13 protein-coding genes are annotated in these 17,672 nt (G+C 71.8%); 10 read left to right on the forward strand and 3 right to left on the reverse strand.

The genetic code is table 11. The features are described from left to right. Positions 1-28 precede the first annotated feature (28 nt). The 3 genes from LADH09A_RS05655 to LADH09A_RS05665 form a co-directional block, all read right to left on the reverse strand. Positions 29-880 (reverse strand): alpha/beta fold hydrolase, encoded by an 852-nt coding sequence (locus LADH09A_RS05655; protein ID WP_238643665.1) that lies wholly within the window; start codon positions 878-880, stop codon positions 29-31. Positions 881-1,479: 599 nt separating this feature from the next. Continuing rightward, complete coding sequence (locus LADH09A_RS05660; protein ID WP_238643666.1) at positions 1,480-3,870, reverse strand: galactose-binding domain-containing protein; 2,391 nt, start codon at positions 3,868-3,870, stop codon at positions 1,480-1,482. Between the two features lie 124 nt (positions 3,871-3,994). Next, positions 3,995-5,047, reverse strand: a complete 1,053-nt coding sequence (locus LADH09A_RS05665) for a GDP-mannose 4,6-dehydratase (protein WP_238643667.1) — start codon at positions 5,045-5,047, stop codon at positions 3,995-3,997. Between the two features lie 248 nt (positions 5,048-5,295). Here LADH09A_RS05665 and LADH09A_RS05670 point away from each other — a divergent pair, with 248 nt between their 5' ends. Genes LADH09A_RS05670 through LADH09A_RS05715 form a run of 10 tightly spaced genes read left to right on the forward strand, consistent with a single transcriptional unit; the run spans position 5,296 to position 17,644 of the window. Then, positions 5,296-6,375: a sugar transferase gene (locus LADH09A_RS05670; protein ID WP_238643668.1), complete on the forward strand. Its 1,080-nt coding sequence runs from the start codon at positions 5,296-5,298 to the stop codon at positions 6,373-6,375. After that, positions 6,368-7,933, forward strand: a complete 1,566-nt coding sequence (locus tag LADH09A_RS31835; RefSeq protein ID WP_238643669.1) for a lipopolysaccharide biosynthesis protein — start codon at positions 6,368-6,370, stop codon at positions 7,931-7,933. Before LADH09A_RS05670 ends, LADH09A_RS31835 begins: the two co-directional genes overlap by 8 nt. After that, positions 7,930-8,778 carry a class I SAM-dependent methyltransferase gene (locus tag LADH09A_RS05680; protein WP_238643670.1) on the forward strand — a complete coding sequence of 283 codons (849 nt, stop codon included), beginning with the start codon at positions 7,930-7,932 and terminating at the stop codon, positions 8,776-8,778. Before LADH09A_RS31835 ends, LADH09A_RS05680 begins: the two co-directional genes overlap by 4 nt. Beyond that, positions 8,778-9,629 (forward strand): class I SAM-dependent methyltransferase, encoded by an 852-nt coding sequence (locus LADH09A_RS05685; RefSeq protein WP_238643671.1) that lies wholly within the window; start codon positions 8,778-8,780, stop codon positions 9,627-9,629. The genes LADH09A_RS05680 and LADH09A_RS05685 overlap by 1 nt, the downstream gene beginning before the upstream one ends. Further along, positions 9,629-10,936, forward strand: a complete 1,308-nt coding sequence (locus LADH09A_RS05690; RefSeq protein WP_238643672.1) for a glycosyltransferase family 2 protein — start codon at positions 9,629-9,631, stop codon at positions 10,934-10,936. The genes LADH09A_RS05685 and LADH09A_RS05690 overlap by 1 nt, the downstream gene beginning before the upstream one ends. Beyond that, positions 10,929-12,095 carry a glycosyltransferase gene (locus tag LADH09A_RS31840; protein WP_238643673.1) on the forward strand — a complete coding sequence of 389 codons (1,167 nt, stop codon included), beginning with the start codon at positions 10,929-10,931 and terminating at the stop codon, positions 12,093-12,095. Before LADH09A_RS05690 ends, LADH09A_RS31840 begins: the two co-directional genes overlap by 8 nt. Beyond that, the gene (locus tag LADH09A_RS05700) at positions 12,092-13,408 is read left to right on the forward strand and encodes an O-antigen ligase family protein (protein WP_238643674.1); all 1,317 of its coding nucleotides are present in this window, start codon (positions 12,092-12,094) and stop codon (positions 13,406-13,408) included. Before LADH09A_RS31840 ends, LADH09A_RS05700 begins: the two co-directional genes overlap by 4 nt. Further along, entirely contained in the window at positions 13,405-14,352 is a 948-nt protein-coding gene (locus tag LADH09A_RS05705) for a glycosyltransferase family 2 protein (protein ID WP_238643675.1), read from the forward strand. Before LADH09A_RS05700 ends, LADH09A_RS05705 begins: the two co-directional genes overlap by 4 nt. After that, positions 14,352-15,551 (forward strand): glycosyltransferase family 4 protein, encoded by a 1,200-nt coding sequence (locus LADH09A_RS05710; protein WP_238643676.1) that lies wholly within the window; start codon positions 14,352-14,354, stop codon positions 15,549-15,551. Before LADH09A_RS05705 ends, LADH09A_RS05710 begins: the two co-directional genes overlap by 1 nt. Further along, the gene (locus tag LADH09A_RS05715; RefSeq protein ID WP_238643677.1) at positions 15,551-17,644 is read left to right on the forward strand and encodes a hypothetical protein; all 2,094 of its coding nucleotides are present in this window, start codon (positions 15,551-15,553) and stop codon (positions 17,642-17,644) included. Before LADH09A_RS05710 ends, LADH09A_RS05715 begins: the two co-directional genes overlap by 1 nt. Positions 17,645-17,672: the final 28 nt, after the last annotated feature.

Genomic DNA, 17,672 nt, shown 5'->3' on the forward strand with positions numbered 1-17,672 from the left:
CGGGCGTCCGATCGGCTACCGGGACGGGTCAGGCGCGAGCCTTCGCCGGCTGCTTCATGAAGTCCATGATCGCCTTGTTGACCTCGTCGGCGTGGGTCCACGGGATGCCGTGCGGCGCGCCCTTGAGCGTGATGAGGTTGGCGGTCGGCATCATCGGCCCGAGCCGCTGACCGGTGACCGGGTAGGGCAGCACGTTGTCCTTGTCACCCTGCACGATCAGGATCGGCACGTCGATCTTCGGCAGGTCGGGGCGGAAGTCCTCCTGCCAGGCGTCCACGCTGTCGTGGGTCGCCCTGGCCGAGGCCATCGCGCCGATCTGCCAGTGCCCCCGGTACGCGTCCTCACTGACCAGCTTGCCCTTGTTCTCGCTGTAGTTGAAGAACGCGTCGCAGAACTGGGTCAGGTAGGCGTAGCGGTCCTTGATGATGGCCTGCTGGAATCCCTTGAAGAGGCTCGTGTCGACACCCTCCGGGTTGTCCTTCGCCTTGGCCAGCATGGGCTGCAGCGGGCTGAGCAGAACACCGCGGCTCACTCGCTGGGAGCCGTAGTTGCCCAGGTAGCGAACGACCTCGCCGGTGCCCATCGAGTGACCGACCAGGGTCACGTCGTTCAGGTTCAGCTCGGTCATCAGCACGTCCAGGTCCGCCGCGAACGTGTTGTAGTCGTACCCGAACGTCGGCTGGGCCGAGTTGCCGTAACCGCGTCGATCGTAGGTGATCGTCCGGTATCCGGCGTTGAGCAGCGCGTTGGTCGCCTTCTCGAAGGTCGCCCCGTTGAACGGGAAGCCTGCGATCAGCACGACCGGCTTACCGGAACCGTGATCCTCGTAGTACAGGTCGATGGGCGCGGAGTTTTCCGTCCCCACGGTGATGAAAGGCATGTTTGTCTCCTGCTCCGGTCTCGGGCTCTCGGACGCCCCGCGCTTTCCCGTCGGGTCGCCGGATATGCCGGCCGTCGACAGCACAGCCCGACCACTCAGCCATCGACAGTTATCGACACCTTCGGTAGGGTCGGCGGTAGGAGAGTTTCGCGCACCCGGTCTACAACGGGTGGGCCGCATCGTTCGACTTCGGCCCCAACGACTGGGGCTACCTGCGCGCCGAGTGCATCGGCGGGTACGACTCGTGGTGAGCGGCCGGCGCACCCGAGCGACAGCCGGCCTGCTGACCGCAGTCGTCGCCGCGACAGCGTGAGCCGCCGAGATCGACTCGGTTTTCAGAAAGTCGGGGTGTCCCATCGACGTCGACACCGCGACTTCCTGAAACGCGGGTTGATCATCGTCGCGGTCTCGATGAGTGGGAGGATTTTTCCGGATGCTGGACGCCGCCCCAGCCAGACGGTGAGCGGCTACCCGAGGTCCGACGACGCGGGCGCGGGCGCGGCCGCCGACAGGGGCGATGCGTTCCCGCCCTGGCCGCGTGTCCGGCGAGGCCCGAGCGGGCGGCCGCCGCTCCCCCGGCGGCCGCCCTGCTCGCCCGGTCAGCTCTGGTAGACCTCCAGCGCCGCCAGTTGCCCCGCCGGCCAGCCGGTGTTGCCGGTGACCGTGATGCGCAGGTAACGCGTCTGCGCGGCGGTGAAGGTGATGCTCACCTGGTTGCCGGTGGCGGGGTTGAAGGTGCGTCCCGCCGAGCCGGCCAGCGTGCCGAAGCTGCCGCCGTCGGTGCTGCCCTGAACGGCCAGGGTCTGCGTCCGGCTGGCCCACGCCGACGAAGGGGGCAGCTTGAGCACCACCCGCCCGACCGTGCGCGCGGCGCCCAGGTCGACCTGCACCCACTGCGGGAACGCACTGTTGGCGCTCTCCCAGTAGCTGTTCGCGTCACCGTCGACCACGTTGCCGGAGGCGTAACTCTGGACGTGACTGCTCTCCAACGTGGGTCGACCCCGGGCGAGGTCCGAGTTGGCGGCGGCGTCCGTGGTGGCGGTGACCGCGTTGGAGGCCGCCGAGGTGTTGCCGGCGGCGTCGCGGGCGGTCACCGTGAAGGTGTACGCGGTGGCCGGGTTGAGCCCGCTCACCGTTGCCGTGGTGCCCGTGACGGTGGCGACCACCGCGCCGCCCTGACGTACCTGGTAACCGGTCACCCCGGTGTCGTCGGTGGACGCCGTCCACGTCAGCGACACACTGGTCGACGTCTTGCCGGTGACCGTGAGGCCGCTCGGGGTGGTCGGTGGGTTGTCCGGGACGGTGGTGCCCGCGTACACCTCGACCTGGGCGAGTTGGGCGGCCTGCCAGCCGGTGTTGCCGCTGATGCTGAGGCGGACGTAGCGGGCCGTGGTGGTCGTCAGCGTGCGGGTGACGGTGTTGCCGGTCGCCGGGTCGAAGGTGAACGCGGAGGCCCCGGCGATGGTGGCGAAGGAGCCACCGTCGACGCTGCCCTGCACGGTGATGGTCTGGGTACGCGCGCCCCAGCCGGTGGGCAGCCGCAGCACCAGCTTGTTGACCTGGTGGCTGGCGCCGAGGTCGACCTGCCACCAGTGCGGGAAGGCGCCGCCGCTGCTCTCCCAGTAGCTGCCGACGTTCGAGTCCACCGCGTTCGACGCCGGGAACCCGCCGCCCTGGCTGCTCGCCGAGGTGGGCCGGCCGGCGGCCAGGTTCCCGCCGGTCGGTGGCGGCGGGGTGCCGATCATCGGTGGTGTGGGACGGACCGCGGTGAGCGCCAGCTGCCCCTTGAGCATCCGGCCGCCGTCGGCCGTGATCCGCAGGTAGTAGTCGGAGGAGCAGGCGACGCCGTCCTCGTCCAGCGCCCGGATGTTCGCCCCGGCCGGGGTGGTGGCCTGGGTCTCGGAGGTCTTGGCGATCTGGTTGCCCTCGTTGTACTCGTCGAACATGGACACGTAGAGGCCCTGGGAGCCGAGCCGGACCATGTTGTAGATGTGCCGCCAGTAGAAGTCGCCGTGCTTGCGGTGGCCCCCGGCGAGGTCGCCGGGCATCACGCAGGGCAAATAGTCGATGCCGCGCGCCGCGCAGTCGGCCATGTCGCCGACGTTGACGTTGTTGTAGTACGAGTCCAGCTCCTCCACCGTCCTGGCCCGGTAGACCATCCACGGCGAGATCGCGTGGAACGCGTGGTAGACGTCGAGGAAGCCGGGGCGGGAGTCCTCGATGCCCTGCCGCCACCAGGTGGGCACGCCACCGATGACGTAGCAGCCCTGCGCCTTGAACCAGTTGATGACCTCCAGGCAGGGCCCGGGGGTGAAGGGTCGGCTGGGCTCGCTGAAGCCGAACCCCCAGATGCAGACGACCGGTTTGCCGTTCTGCCGGGCGTACGCGGAGGACGCGGTGTACGCGGCCATCTTCGTCGTCCAGTCGGTCTTGATGTCCGCCTGGAAGGTCAACCAGTCGGTGACGTCGTACATGATGTAGAACTTGCGGTTGTGGCGCTCGGCGGCGGAGCGGACCTTCTGCGTCATCGCGTCGCGGGTGGGGCCCTCGTCGCCCATCGGGTTGAACCGTTGCAGCGCGGCGGTGTCGCAGCCGTTCTCCTGCATCCAGCGGAAGTGGGTGTCCACTGTCTGCTGGTCGTAGGAGGAGAAGAGGGTGGCCGGCTGGCCGTTGCCGAGATTGGGGTACGCGGTGGGATAGGTGCGCGTGTACTCGCGCATGTCCGGCCAGGACACGATGGTGGTGTTGGCGGGCGAGGGCGGCTGGAAACGGTCACGGCTCCAGTGCCACCAACCGCCGATCGGCGCCGAGTCACCGGGGGCGCTGAACCAGCCCTGGTAGCCGACCGTCACCTTGCCGACCACGTCCCCGGGGGGACTGGCGGCGGAGGCGGGGCTAGCCAGGGTGGTGAGCAGCTCGGTGCTGGAGGCGGCGGCGAGGGCGGACCCCGCCATCACCGATGTGACGAACCTACGGCGGGAGACCGCCATGACGACCACTCCTTCGGGACGGAAGGCATTGACGGCCATCGTGGCAGCAGTGGATGCCGACCCGCAAGAGTTAGACTGATCGATGAAAATCCCGATCAGATGACGGGAATTACCCGCTGAGCCATCAGTGGGTCAGGGCCTGGTCCAGGGCGCGCACCGGGGACAGGATCTGGCTGCCGGCCTGGCGACGGCGGGCGTCGCGCACCGTCATCCGTACACCCTCGGTGAAGCCGACCTTCGGGTGCCAACCGAGCAGCTCGCGCGCCTTTCTGGTGTCCAGCGCCATGTTGCGGACCTCCCCCGGCCAGGGCAACGGCTCGTAGCGGGCCGCGTTGCCGACGCCGGACGCCTCGCGGACGGTGTCGTACACCTCGTTGATGCTCGTCTGCCGACCCGAGGCGATGTTGACCATTCCGACCCCGTTGTTGTGGCTGGCGACGGCCACCGCCTCGGCGACGTCACTGACGTGGATGAAGTCCCGTGTCTGCGTGCCGTCGTCGTAGATCACGACCTGGCGGCCACCGAGCAGGGCGTCGGCCATCAGGGACACGACCCCGCAGTCGCCGCCCTCCTGCCGGGGCCCGTAGACGTTGCCGAAGACCATCGACGTGTACGACAGGCCGTGCTGGCGTCCGTACCAGTCGAGATAGTGCACGCCGGCGGCCTTGCTGATGCCGTACGGGCTCACCGGTGCGATCGGGTGGTCCTCGCGGACCGGCAGGTCGTGGGCGGGGACGCTGCCGAAGATGGCGCTGCTGGCCGCGTTGACCACCAGCCGTACGCCGCTGCGGGCGCACGCGTCCAACACGTTGACGGTGCCGAAGACGTTCACGTCGGCGTCGTAGAGCGGTGATCGGCGACCCGCGGGAACGCTCGGTTGCGCGGCGAGGTGCACCACGACGTCCGGCTGCCACTGGTGGATGACCTCGACACCTTCCGGCGTCCGCACGTCACCGGAGACGACGTCCGCCTCGGTCAGCCCGCCATAGGCGGCATCGGCCAGATTCTCCAGCCGGCCGGTGGAGAAGTTGTCGAGCACCCGGACCTGACTGCCCATCAGCATCAGTCGGGCGACCACGTGGCTGCCGATGAAGCCGGCGCCTCCCGTGACCAGGACACGCCGGGGGGTGAGGTCGGTCGACGGGTCGACACCGACGGCGGTAGCTGGCAGATCCATGCGGAACTCCTTGGAACGACAGGGCTGTCGGCCCGCTCCGGAAACCAGGACGGCCGGGCACGACAGTAACCCACCAAACAACCATCAAAAGGACTTTTGCCCCAACCGCGGGGGCAGGTATGCGTGCTTCATGGTTAGAAGTCCTATTTTTGCGCATCCGGCACTATTGGGGCTTTTGTCGCTAGTAATTTACTCCCGGGGTGCTGGTCGGCATGCCCGGCAGGCACCGGACGGAGGAGGAGGTCGGCGTGTTGAGGAAGACCCCAGGTCCCGTCGCGGCAGACACATCCCCGGTACTGGGCATCGACGGGGCGGCCACGTACGACGTCACCACCCCCCGATCACCGTCGGCGTCCGGCCTGGGCATTCCGACCCGACTCGAGGAACTCCTCGACCGCGCTGAGCGGGCCACCCGATCGGACCAGAACGGGCGGCGGACCCGCGTCGTGGTGCTCGAGCCCAACGACACCGTCACGCCACCCGACCGCCTCGACGAGGAGTTCGACGTGGCCGCCCGACTCCCGGTGCCGGCCTGCGCCGAGGATCTCGTACGGCTCCTGGTCCGCGTCCGCCCCCGGCTCCTGCTGCTCAAGCACTCACTGGACAGCATCGACGAGCGCATCATGACCAGCTGCATGAGCGTCGGCGTCGAGATCATGGTGCTGGCCCGGCCGGTCTACGGCCTGCTGCGGGCACCCGCCATGGCTCGTTTCGGTGGGCTGCCGTGGATCCGGCTGGGATCAGGCGCGGGCCGACCCCGCCGCGAGTGGCCGAAGCGGTTCTTCGACCTCAGCGTGATCCTGCTCAGCGCCGTCGTGGTGGTCCCGCTGATCGTCGCGATCATCGCCGTCGTGTCGTTCACCGGCCCGCCGTTCTATCTCCAGCAACGCGTCGGAGCGGGTGGCCGGCTGTTCCGGGTGGTCAAGTTCCGGACCATGCGGGTCGGCGCCGAGCAGGCCACCGGCCCGGTCCTGGCCCAGCGGGACGACGTCCGGATCACGCGGGTCGGACGCTGGCTGCGACGGTCCCGTCTGGACGAGCTCCCCCAGCTGTGGAACGTGGTGCGCGGCGACATGAGCCTGGTCGGGCCCCGCCCCGAACGCCCGGAGTTCATCGCCGGCTTCGAACGGCTGCCCCACTACGACCTGCGGCACCTGATCCGACCGGGGCTGACCGGCATCGCACAGCTCACCGGCGGGTACGCGGCAACCGTCGAGGACAAGCTCCGGTGCGACCTGCTCTACCTCAACTGCCGCTCGGTGCGCGTCGACCTGGCCCTGCTCCTGCTGACCGTCGTCGAGCTGTTCCGGGGGTTCCCCCGTGGCTAGCGCCGCCACCGCGGTCGGGACCCGGGTCACCCGCAACACCGCCAGTATGCTGGCCGCGCGGGTGATCATGGCGCTGTCCGGGCTGGTCTCGGTGCCGGTCATCTACCAGCACCTCGGGCCGCAGGAGTTCGGGATCTGGGTGGTGCTGGCCGGTCTGCTGGCAATGGCCGCGCTGATCGACCTCGGACTCGGCTCCGCGCTCGTGCGCGAGGTGGCCCGGGCCGAGAGCGCGGCCGACCGCGAGCTGGTGCGACGACTGCTCGGGCTGGGGCTGGGCTGGGCCGTGCTGCTGGGCCTGCTCACCCTGGGGGCGATCGGCGCCTGCTGGCCGTGGCTCGCCGGGCTGCTGCGCCTCGGGAACCTGGCCGACGAGGCGTGGCACGCCACCCTCTGGTTGGTCGTCGGCCTGGTGGCCGGTGCCGTGGAGCTGCCGTGGCGGGCCGTGCTCGAAGGCGGTCAGCGCTACGGGTCACTCGCGGCGATCACCGCCGGCACCGCGATCCTCGCGGCCGCGCTGGCCATCCTGGTCGTACGCCTCGGTGGCGGCCTGGTGGCGTTGGCCGCCTCGGCCGCCGCGACCGGCGCTCTGCGCACCCTCCTGCTGGCCTCGGCCACCCACCGCCAGTGCCCGGACCTGTCCCCCCGCTGGGGGCGGATCGACCTGGGCGACGTACGCCGGATCGGTGGCTACGGCATGCGGGTGCAGGTTTCCAGCGGCGCCGGCATGGTCAACGTGGAACTCGACCGCCTCGTCCTCGGTGGCGTCTTCGGCCCCGCCGTCGCCGGCGGCTTCGACCTGGGCAGTCGCCTGCTCAACCTGCTCCGCCTACCGCCGGGTTTCGCCCTCATCGTGCTGTTCCCCGCCGCCGTCGCCCGCACGGTCACCCGGGGTGCCGGCTGGTTGGACCGGTTCTACCTGGTCACCACCCGTTATCTCGCGCTGTTTCTCGCCCCGGCCACCGCGGCCCTCATGGTGAGCGCCGATCCGCTGGTCCGGCTGTGGCTGGGGCACCAGGTCTCCTGGGCCGCGGCGAACATCGTGATCCTCGCGCCCGCGTACGCCCTCAACCTGATCACGGGGGCGGCGACGATCGTCGCCCGCGCCGAGGGTCGACCCGGGTTGGAGACGCGGTACGTGCTGCTCTCCGTCGTCCTCAACCTCGCCCTCACGGTGCCGCTGCTGCTGCTGTGCGGGCCACTGGGCGTACCGCTGTCGACCGCGCTGGCGGTGGTGCTCAGCACCGGGTACTTCCTGGCGTACTTCCACGCGGCCACGGCCCGGCCGCTGGCGCCGCTGGTGCGGGCGGTCTGGCCGCCGGTCGCCGCGGCGGTCGCGGCCGGGGTGGTCACCGCGGCGGCCAGCCAGTTCCTGCCGGACGGGCCGGGACGACTCGACGCCGCCCTCGCCGTGTCCACCCGGGTGGGTCTGACCCTGCTCGTCGCCGCCGCGTTGCTGGCCGCCAGCGGGCACGTGGGCGCGAGCGACCGGATGCGGCTGCACCGGCTGCTGCGCGCCCCCGCAGCCCTACTGTCGCCGACGACAGGCGGCCCGCGATGAGCGTCGACCACCGCACCGCTCGGTGCCTGGTGTGTGGGCCACGGCAGGAGCACCGGCCCCGACTCGGCGGACTGCTGCGCCGCTGCGAGGCCTGCGGGTTCAGCTGGACCGCGCAGGAGCAGGCCGGGGTGGACGGGCTCTACGACGAGGACTACTTCGCGGCCGGCGGCTACGACGACTACTTCCGGGCCGAGCCCCGCCGGTTCGAGGCGAACAGACGGCTGCGCTGGCTGCTGTCCACCGTCCGCCCCGGGGTCCTGCTCGAAGCTGGTCCCGCGGGCGGCTACTTCCTGGAAGCCGCCCAGCAGGCCGGCATCACCGCCAGCGGCATCGAGGTCAGCCACGCCGCCGCCCGCTTCGCCCGCGACCACCTGCACGTGCCCGTACGCCAGGGGCACTTCGAGGACATCGCACCCACCCTCACCGCCGACGTCGTCTGCGCCTTCCACGTCCTCGAACACGTCGAAGACCCCCGCGCCTTCCTGCACGCCGCCCACGACGCCCTCACCCCCGGCGGCTGGCTCGCCCTCGAAGTGCCCAACATCGCCTCCGCCGCCGCCCAGCGCCTCGGCACCGCCTGGCCGGGTCTGCAACCGCGCTACCACCGTTGGCACTTCACCCCGGACACGCTGGTCCGGCTGGTGACCGACGCCGGCTTCGAGGTGGTCCAGCAGGACACCACGGTCTTTCGCTACTACATGCCGCTGCGCTACCGGCTGCGGCACGCACGACACCTCCTACCCGCCGACCTGATCGGGCTCCGCTCACCGCGGCTGACCCATCCACGCCTCGGCGATCTGCTCCGGGTGATCGCCCGGACGCCACGAACCAGACGGAGTACCTGATGAAACTGGATGGGATCGAGCTGGTCCGTTGCCAGCTCTGCGGCCGCGCCGGCGGGCACTCGCCGACCCTCGGCGACCTGCTGTGGAGCTGCCCCGACTGCGGCTTCGTCTGGACCGCCGGCAGCGCCCCGGCGCCGGAGGAGCTGTACGACGAGGCGTACTACACGACGGACGGGTACCAGGACTACTTCACCTCCGCCGACCAACGCCGGTTCGAGGCGGGCCGGCGGCTGCGCTGGCTGCGGTCCACCGTCCGCCCCGGCGTCCTTCTCGAGGCCGGCTGCGCCGGTGGCTACTTCCTGGAGGCGGCCCACCGCGCCGGCATCAGCGCCAGCGGCATCGAGGTCAGCCACGCGGCGGCAGGTTTCGCCCGCGACCACCTGCACATGCCCGTACGCCAGGGCTACTTCGAGGACATCGCACCCACCCTCACCGCCGACGTCGTCTGCGCCTTCCACGTCCTCGAACACGTCGAAGACCCCCGCGCCTTCCTGCACGCCGCCCACGACGCCCTCACCCCCGGCGGCTGGCTCGCCCTCGAAGTACCCAACATCGCCTCCGCCGCCGCCCAGCGCCTCGGCACCGCGTGGCCCGCGATCGCCCCGGCGTACCACCGCTGGCACTTCACCCCGGACACGCTGAGCAAGATGCTGGTGGAGTCCGGGTTCCGCGTGATCGCCCACGACACGGTGTTCTCGCGGTTCTACTGGCGTCCCTGGGGGCGGCTGCGCAACGCGAGGGATCTGCTGGTCGCCGACGTGGCGGCCAGCGGCTCGCCCCGCGTGACGCATCCGCAGCTCGGCGATCTGCTGCGGGTCTTCGCCCGGCGCGACGACCGGGCGGTGGCGTGATGAGTACACCCCACCTGTCGGTGCTGCTGGTCAGCTGGAACACCCGAGAGCAGACCCGGCAGTGCCTGGAGTCGCTGGCCGCGACCGCCGACGCCGACCTGGACTACGAGGTGGTGGCGGTCGACAACGGCTCGTCCGACGGTTCGGCGGACCTGCTGGCCGGCCAACCCCGGGTGCGCCTGATCCGCAACAACCACAACACCGGGTTCGCCGCCGCGGTGAACCAGGCGTACCGCCGGGCGACCGGGGAGCTGATCCTGCTGCTCAACAGCGACGTCCGGTTCCACCCGGGCGCGCTGTCCCGGATGATCGACTACCTGCGGGAGCGGCCGGACGTGGCGGGGGTCAGCCCGCTGTACCTCAACCCGGACGGCACGTTCCAGCAGCACTACGTCCAACAGCCGAGTTTCGTCGCGACCATCGCGCTGGTCACCGCGCTGCGCCGACTGCCCGGGTTCCGGCAGGCGCTGCACCGCTTCCAGATGCGCGGTGAGGATTTCAGCCGTCCGCGGCAACTCGCCTCGGGCAGTTGCATGCTGCTGCGCCGTGGGGTGCTCGGGCAGCAGACCATCTTCGACGAGACCTTCCCCGTCTACTGGAACGACGCTGTCCTCGCCCGCCAGCTCGACCAGGCCGGGCACGAGCTGTGGATGCTCCCGGACGCGGTGGTGACGCACAGCCGGGGCGCCTCGTGCCGGCTGCTCGGGCCGACCATCCGCTTCCGACACCTCCTGGGCAGCCTGGTCGGCTATCTGCGGATGACCCAGCCTCGGCACCGGATGATGGCGTTCCGGGCCGCCCTGCTCGCCGACCACCTGGTCAAGCGGCTCTTCGGCCGACCCGTACAACTGGGCCTGACCGACCTGCTGGCCGCGCTGCGCGGCGACGTCGGCCCGCTGCCCGACGGCGACACCCGCGACTGGGTGGTGCTGTTCAGCCGCTCCCGCTGGTCCGTCGACGGCCATTCCTCGGTGCTGGGGCAGTTGGCGGGTGGGCAGCGGTTGCTCTTCGTCGATCCGCCGGCACGGCGTCCCCGCTGGCGGTGCGAGGTGACCCCGATCGGCTCGGCGGCCTGGCACGCGGCGCCACCGACCGCGCTGCCCCTGGGCGACTCGGTGCCCCTGATCAACTGGATCAACCGTCGGGTCGCCGCCAGTGCGCTGCGGGGCTGGCTCGACCGCCAGGCCGGCGCCCGCCTGCTGCGACTCGACGACGAGCGCGCCCGCCCGGTGCTCGGCCGGCTGGGCGAGGACGAGCTGCTGCCGACCGGAGCGCCCCGGCCGATGGAACGGACGGGCCGTGGCTGAGCACGCGACCCTGCCACCGGCGGCCCGACCGGCACCCACGGTCGTCACCCCCACCGACGACCGGGACTGGGTGGTCGTCTTCAGCGGCACCCCGTGGGCGAACGGCGCCCACCGGCAGCACGCGCTGGCCCGTCAGATGACTGTGGACCACCGGGTGCTCTTCGTCGACCCGGCCGGGCACCTCCCCCGGTGGCGCGTCCGCGTCCGGCAGGTCGCCGACGGCCTGTGGCAGTGCGCCGGGCCGGCGCTGCTTCCGCTCGGCCGCCACCTGCCGCTGGTCAACCGGGCCAACCGCTGGTTCGCCGCGCGCCTGCTCCGCCGGTGGTTCCGGCAGCGCGCCGATTCGGTACGACTGCTGTGGCTGGACGAGGACCTGGCCGCGCCGGTCGCCGCCCGGCTGGACGCGGCCGCCGTGGTGTACGACGCCACCGACCTGGACTGGACGTTCACCCGACGCTGGAACCGTCGGCACCTCCGCCGCGCGCTGCGCTCGGCCGTGGGCGCCGCCGACCTCGTGCTCGCCTCGTCCAGCGCGCTGCCGGAACGGATGCCCGCCTTCGATCCGGCGCCGGTCGTGCTGCCCAACGGATGCGACCCGGAGCACTTCTCGCCGGACGGCCCGGTCGCGCCCTGGCTGACCGGGCTGCGCCGGCCCCTGATCGCTTACAGCGGAGCGGTCGACACCCGTGCCTTCGACGCGGACCTGGTCGCCGAGGTCGCCCGGGCGCACCCGGAGTGGACCTTCCTGCTCATCGGCCCGTCGACCCGCGCCGGCCGCGCTCCGCTGACCCAGTTGTCCAATGTGGAGCTTGTCGACGCCGTCGGATTCGCGGACGTTCCGGCCATCCTGCGGGCCTGCGACGTCACGATCATCCCCTACCGGGTCGGCGGCCTGGTCGACTACGTGCACCCGAAGAAGTGCTACGAGTACCTCGCCCTCGGCAAGCCCGTCGTCGCGACGCCGCTGCCGGCGCTGCGGGCGTTGGCCGACACCATCGCCCTCGCCGGCGACGCGCCGAGCTTCGCCGCCGCCATCGGCGACGCGCTGGGTGCCGGTTCACCGGAGCAGGCGGCCCGACGCCGGGCGCTCGCCACCCGCAACAGCTGGTCGGCCCGGGGCGTACAGCTGCGCTCACTGCTGGCGGGGTTGCCCCGATGAGAGTGCCGATCGTCGCACCCACCGTGCTGCTCGGTGGCGCCGGGCTGGGCGGTCTGGTGACCGTGGTGACCCTGCTGCCCGGGCCGATCGGCCTGGCCGCCGCCGTCGCGGTGCTGAGCTGGGGCGTGTTCCTGCTCTGGCCCTGGGCCGTGCTGCCGGTCGGAATCGTCGGCGGCGCCGTGGTCGGCGCCCTGCTCAGCGGCGGGGACGTGCGCGGGTTCATCGCGGTGAAGGTGCTGCTGCTGGCCACCGGCGGTGCCGCGCTGGCCCTACGCCACTGGCTGCGGGTGGAGGCGCCACCGCGACGCACCGCCGCCGACCTGGGCATGCTGGGCCTGATCGGCCTGACCGTCGTGGCGGCGATCTACGGTCTGGCCGTCGGCAACCTCCCGACGGAGGTGCTGGTCGCCGCGTACCAGGTGGCCACGATCCCGGTGTACTTCTTCGTCGCGACCCACACCCTCACCACGCCCCGTCGCGTCCTGGCCGCCGGTGTCCTGTACGTGGTGCTGGCGGCCGCCTTCACCGCCATCTCGGTCGCCGCGCCGGGGCGGCACGGCGGACTCATCACACTCATGGCGATCCCGGCGCTGATCTGGGTCGCCGGCCGGTTGAGGGGTTGGCGTCGCAACGGCGTCCTCCTGCTCGGCGGGTTCTTCGCCGTCGACGTGCTGCTCGCGTCGTACCGGGGAATCTGGCTCGCCGCCGCGCTGACCTTGCTGATCATGCTGGTCCGCGGTGGCCGCACCGTCCGGACCGGCCTGGCCGCCACCGCCGTCGCGGCGGTCGCGGTGGCGTCGGTCCTCGCCCTGCAACCGGGGGTACGCGAGAGAGCCGGCGAGATCACCAAGGGATTCCAGCAGTCGGCCGGCTACCGGGGTGTGGAGTCGTCGGTGGGCCTGAACGTCTTCGCCGACCAGCCGTTGGTCGGGGCCGGGCTCGGCCAGACCACGCCGGACATCTACCTGTCCGGCTTCACCTTCACCGACGTCGGGCCGGTCTACCACGCCTTCTACGTCACCGTGTTGGCCAACCTGGGGCTGGTCGGCCTTCTGCTGGTCCTCTGGCCGATCCTGCGCAGCATCCTCGTCGGACTGCGCGGTCGCGACGGGATCACGCTGCCGTTCGCGGCGCTGTCCTGCGGTTTCCTGGCCGCCGCCGTCTTCGCCGCGCCGACCGACGGGCACTGGGAGCTGGGCCTCCTGCCGGCGCTGACCCTCCTCACGGCCCAGCAGGACGGTGAGCGGCTCCGGCGACTCGCCGGAGCCCCGCTCCTGCGCCGGCAACTGCACCGGACGGGAGTCACGGCATGAGACAGCCCGCCGCCACCGCCGTCGTGGTCACCCACAACTCGGAGCGACAGATCGTCGCCGCCCTGACCGCGCTGCGGCAGGCCGAGCTGCCGGTGCGGTTGGTGGACAACGCCTCCACCGACGGCACGGTCGAGCTCGTCCGACGCCGCTTTCCGGAGGTGACGGTCCTCGCCAGCCCGACCAACACCGGGTTCGCCACTGCCGTGAACCGGGCCGCGGCCGGAGTCGACACCGATGTGGTGCTCCTGGTCAACCCGGACTGTGTGGTCACTCCCGGCACGGTGGCGGAGCTGGTCCGGGTCATCCGTGCCCGAGGATCGGTGGGCATCGTGGGACCACGGCTCATCGACGCGCACGGCCGGATCGCGATCAGCGCCCACCGGTTCGAATCCCTCGTCACGGTGCTGGCCAGCCGCTTCGGTGGGGCGCTGGTGCCGGTCGGGCTCCGGCGGCTGCTCAGCGGCCGGCAGCGCCGGGCCGCGTACGACGCCTGTGTGCGGGGTGCGCAGCCGGTGGCGGTGGACTGGCTCTCCGGTGCCTGCCTGGCGGTGCGGACCGACCTGTTCGTGGCGATCGGCGGGCTCGACGAGGGCTACTTCCTGTACTACGAGGACGAGGAGCTGTGCCTACAGGCCGCCCGCCGTGGCGCCGAGGTGCTGTACGTGCCCTCGGTGACCGCCGTGCACACCGGCGGCGCGAGCAGCTCCGACCCGGCCTGGATCTGGCCACACCTGTACCGCAGCATGCTGCGGTTCTTCGCCCGCCACCGAGCCGGCACCCTGCGCGCCGTACGCGGTGCCGTGCTCCTGCGCGCGCTGATCGGTATCGGTCTGGCCGGGGTGCGGTGGCCCGTACAACCCCGCGCCGGAAGGGCACGACTGCGGGCCTGGGCCCGCGTCGGCCGAATCGCGATCACCCGACCTGAGACGAGAGGAGGAGCGTGATGCACGTCCTGACCACGGTCGTCGGCAAGCGCACCGAGCACTGGACGGACCTGTTCGACGTGCTGTGCGAACAGCCGGACGTCACCCTGACCGTGCTCGCCGCGGACGTGTCCCCGACGACGCGACGCGAGCTGGCCCGGCTGGCTCGCAGACACCACCGGCTGCGGTACCACGTCGTCCCGCACCTGCTCGGCGAGTCGCTGACCGGGCACATGGCGTCGGTGCTGTTCCGGCTGCCCGGCCAGCACGACGTGACCACCGCCCGTCCCGACATCCTGCACGTCATCGGTGAGGCGGCGTACCTCACCACCTGGCAGGCGCTGCGGCTGCGTCAGCGCTGCTGGGCCGGGGTCCCCACCACGTTGTACGCCGCGCAGAACGTGGTCACGCGCTTTCCGGTGCCGTTTCCCCGGATCGAGCGGCAGTCCTACCTGTCCGTGAACCACGCCTTCCCGATCACTCCCGCCGCGCTTAACGTGCTGCGGGTCAAGGGCTACCGGGGCCCGGCGACGATCGTGCCGCTCGGCGTGGACACCCGGGTCTTCCGCCCACTGCCCACCGATTCGGCCACGCGCCCGTTCACGGTCGGGTTCGTCGGGCGGTTCGAACCGCACAAGGGCGTGGCCGACCTGCTGCGCGCCGCCGAGCTGGTCAACTGCGACGTGTCGCTGGTCGGGGACGGCAGCCTGAGCGGCGAGATCGAGCGGGCCGCCGCGCGGCGTCCCGGCCGGGTGCACCGGCACGGCTGGGCCGGGCACGCCGAGCTGCCCGCCCTGCTGAACCGGATGGACGCGCTGGCGATGCCGTCGGTCGAGGTGGTGCAACGCAACACCCTGCCGTGGATCGGCATTCCGCTGCGTGAGCAGTTCGGTCGGGTGCTGGTCGAGGCCATGGCCTGTGGCGTACCCGTCGTGGGCAGCGACGTCGGCGAGATCCCGTACGTGGTGGGCGACGCCGGTCTCGTCTTCCCCGCCGGCGACGTCCCCGCGCTGGCCGCCCGCCTCGCGCGACTGCGCGACGATCCCGCACTCGCCGGCAAGCTGGCGAACCGAGGGCTGCACCGAGCCGGCACGGAGTTCGGCTGGGACCGCATCGCCGAAACCCTCTGCACGACCTGGCGCGGACTGCGGTCCCCCACCCGCTCCCTTCGCACACCGCCCGCCGAGGCCGGGCAACCAACAAGAGAGGCGATCGCCTGATGAGCGCGTCGATAGATGTCAAGGGCCTGCTCGGTGTCTCCTGGCGCCGGGTGGGCGTACCGCTGATCGGCCTGTGCGCGGGCCTGGCCGCCGCCCAGGGAGTCACCCAGCTCCTCCCGGCACGCTACGAGGCCGAGGCGTCCGTGCTGGTCAGCGCCGAGCAGACCGAGGAGGACAAGCCGGCGGACCTAGCCCTCGCGCAGAACCTCACGCCGACCATCGCCCGGCTGGTCGGATCCCGGGAGGTCGCGATCGAGGCGGCACGCTCGCTGCAACTGCCCGAGCACGCGGTGCTCGGGCACGTCAGCGGAGAGTACGAACTCGGTCTCCAGATCATCACCGTGCACGCGAGCGCCGGCACCGGTACGCAGGCCGCCGCGATCGCGAACGCGGCCTCCCGTGCCGTCAGCCAGCAGTTGAGCCGATTGGACATGGGCGGCTCGACCAGCATCAACGCCCGGGTGCTCGACACCGCCAGCCCGCCGGTCACGCCCGCCTTCCCGAAGCCGATGTTGAACGGCGTGCTCGGGGCCCTGGCCGGTCTGCTGGCGGGGTGGGGCGCGACCCTTCTCCGTGACCGGTTCGACAGCCGGCTGCGCGACGTCGGGCAGATCGAGGCGCGCCTGGGCCTGCCGGTCCTCGGAGTGCTGCCGAAGCTGCCGCGCCGGTTCGCCCGCCACCACGCGGCCGCGCTGTACCGCCGCACCGACGTCGCCGACGCCGTACGCGCCACGATCTCGACGCTCAGCGTGCTCACCGCCCCGCTGCCACGTCGGAGGCTGCTGGTGACCAGCGCCCACGACGACGACGGCAAGGCGTTGGTGACCGCGCTGCTCGGTCTCGGCATGGCCGACGAGCACTGCCGCGCCACACTGGTGGACGGGGCGGTCCGGGACCCGGTGCTGTCCGGTCACTTCCCGGAGGCGCCGCACACCTGGCAGCAGGTGCTGACGCAGAAGTGCCCGCCGGTGCGTCTGGTCGACTTCCCCACCCTGACCGTGCTGCCCGCCGAGCCCCGCGAGGGCTCCGACACGCAGGCCCTGCACGATCTGGGCGGGCTGCTCAACACCCTGGGCGAGGACGAGGACTGCGTGCTCGTGCACGCTCCGCCGATCCTGGCGGGGCGGGAGATCTCGGCGTTCGCCCAGCACGCGGACGGCGTGCTGCTGGTCGTACGGGCTGGTCGGACCAACCTTGACGACAGCACCCGGGCGGCCCGACTCGTCCAGCGGCTCGGGCTTCCGCTGGCCGGTGTCGTGGTGATCGGCGCGGTGTCCCGGACGGACCACCGGCAGGGCGGCGAGCAGCCGGACCTGGTGCCGGACACGGTCCAGAACACCCTGGCGCTGCCGGCGGCAAGAGCGGGCGCCCAGGGCGCCGTCATCCGGGAACTGGTCAGCGCTCTCGTCGAGGACTCCTCCGGCAGCACGCCCGGGCGGCACCGCCGACAGACCCGGGACCCGGGCGAAGCGGCGGGCGCGACCGGACACGGCCGGACGGTCGAGGGCACCACTGTGGAGGGCACGACGGCACGGCACGCGCCGGTCAGGCACACAACGCCGGTGCAGAACGTGACGCCGTCGCAGAACGTGAAGCCGGTCGAGCGCGCAACGCCGGTTCAGAGCGCGACACCGGTCGAGCGCCCGACGCCGGCCGAGCGCACCCCGGCCGGCCCGACACCCGGTCCCGTCGACGCACCGGTCGAGTCGAGCCGGTTCGAGGATGCCATCACCCAGCCCAACCCGGTGGTGCGGGACGTCCCGGATCACCCCGGGCCGGTGGCGACGCCGAGCGTCCAGCCTGATCCCACCGAGGCCCCTCCGGTCTGGGGCGGCCCCGCCGTGGTGGGCGTCCGCGGGCGACCGCTGGCCCAGCCCGAGGCGACCCGGAGGCCGCCGACGGCCGAGGCAGCGGCCGAGGCGACGGCGACGGAGCAGTCCCCGGACGCATCGATGTCCAACCTCGCGGAGCGCTGGCCGGTCTACGGGCAGGCGCTTCTCGCTGCCGCACGGTCGAGCACGGAACGACCCTCCTCCGGGTCCATCGTCCTGCGCCGGGCGGTGGCCGTCGGCGATGCCGAGCGCCGGAGCTGACGACGGCTGGGACGACCGCCTCCGGCCC

Origin of the sequence: Micromonospora cabrerizensis (assembly GCF_022230955.1) — a bacterium.
Lineage (GTDB): Bacteria > Actinomycetota > Actinomycetes > Mycobacteriales > Micromonosporaceae > Micromonospora > Micromonospora cabrerizensis.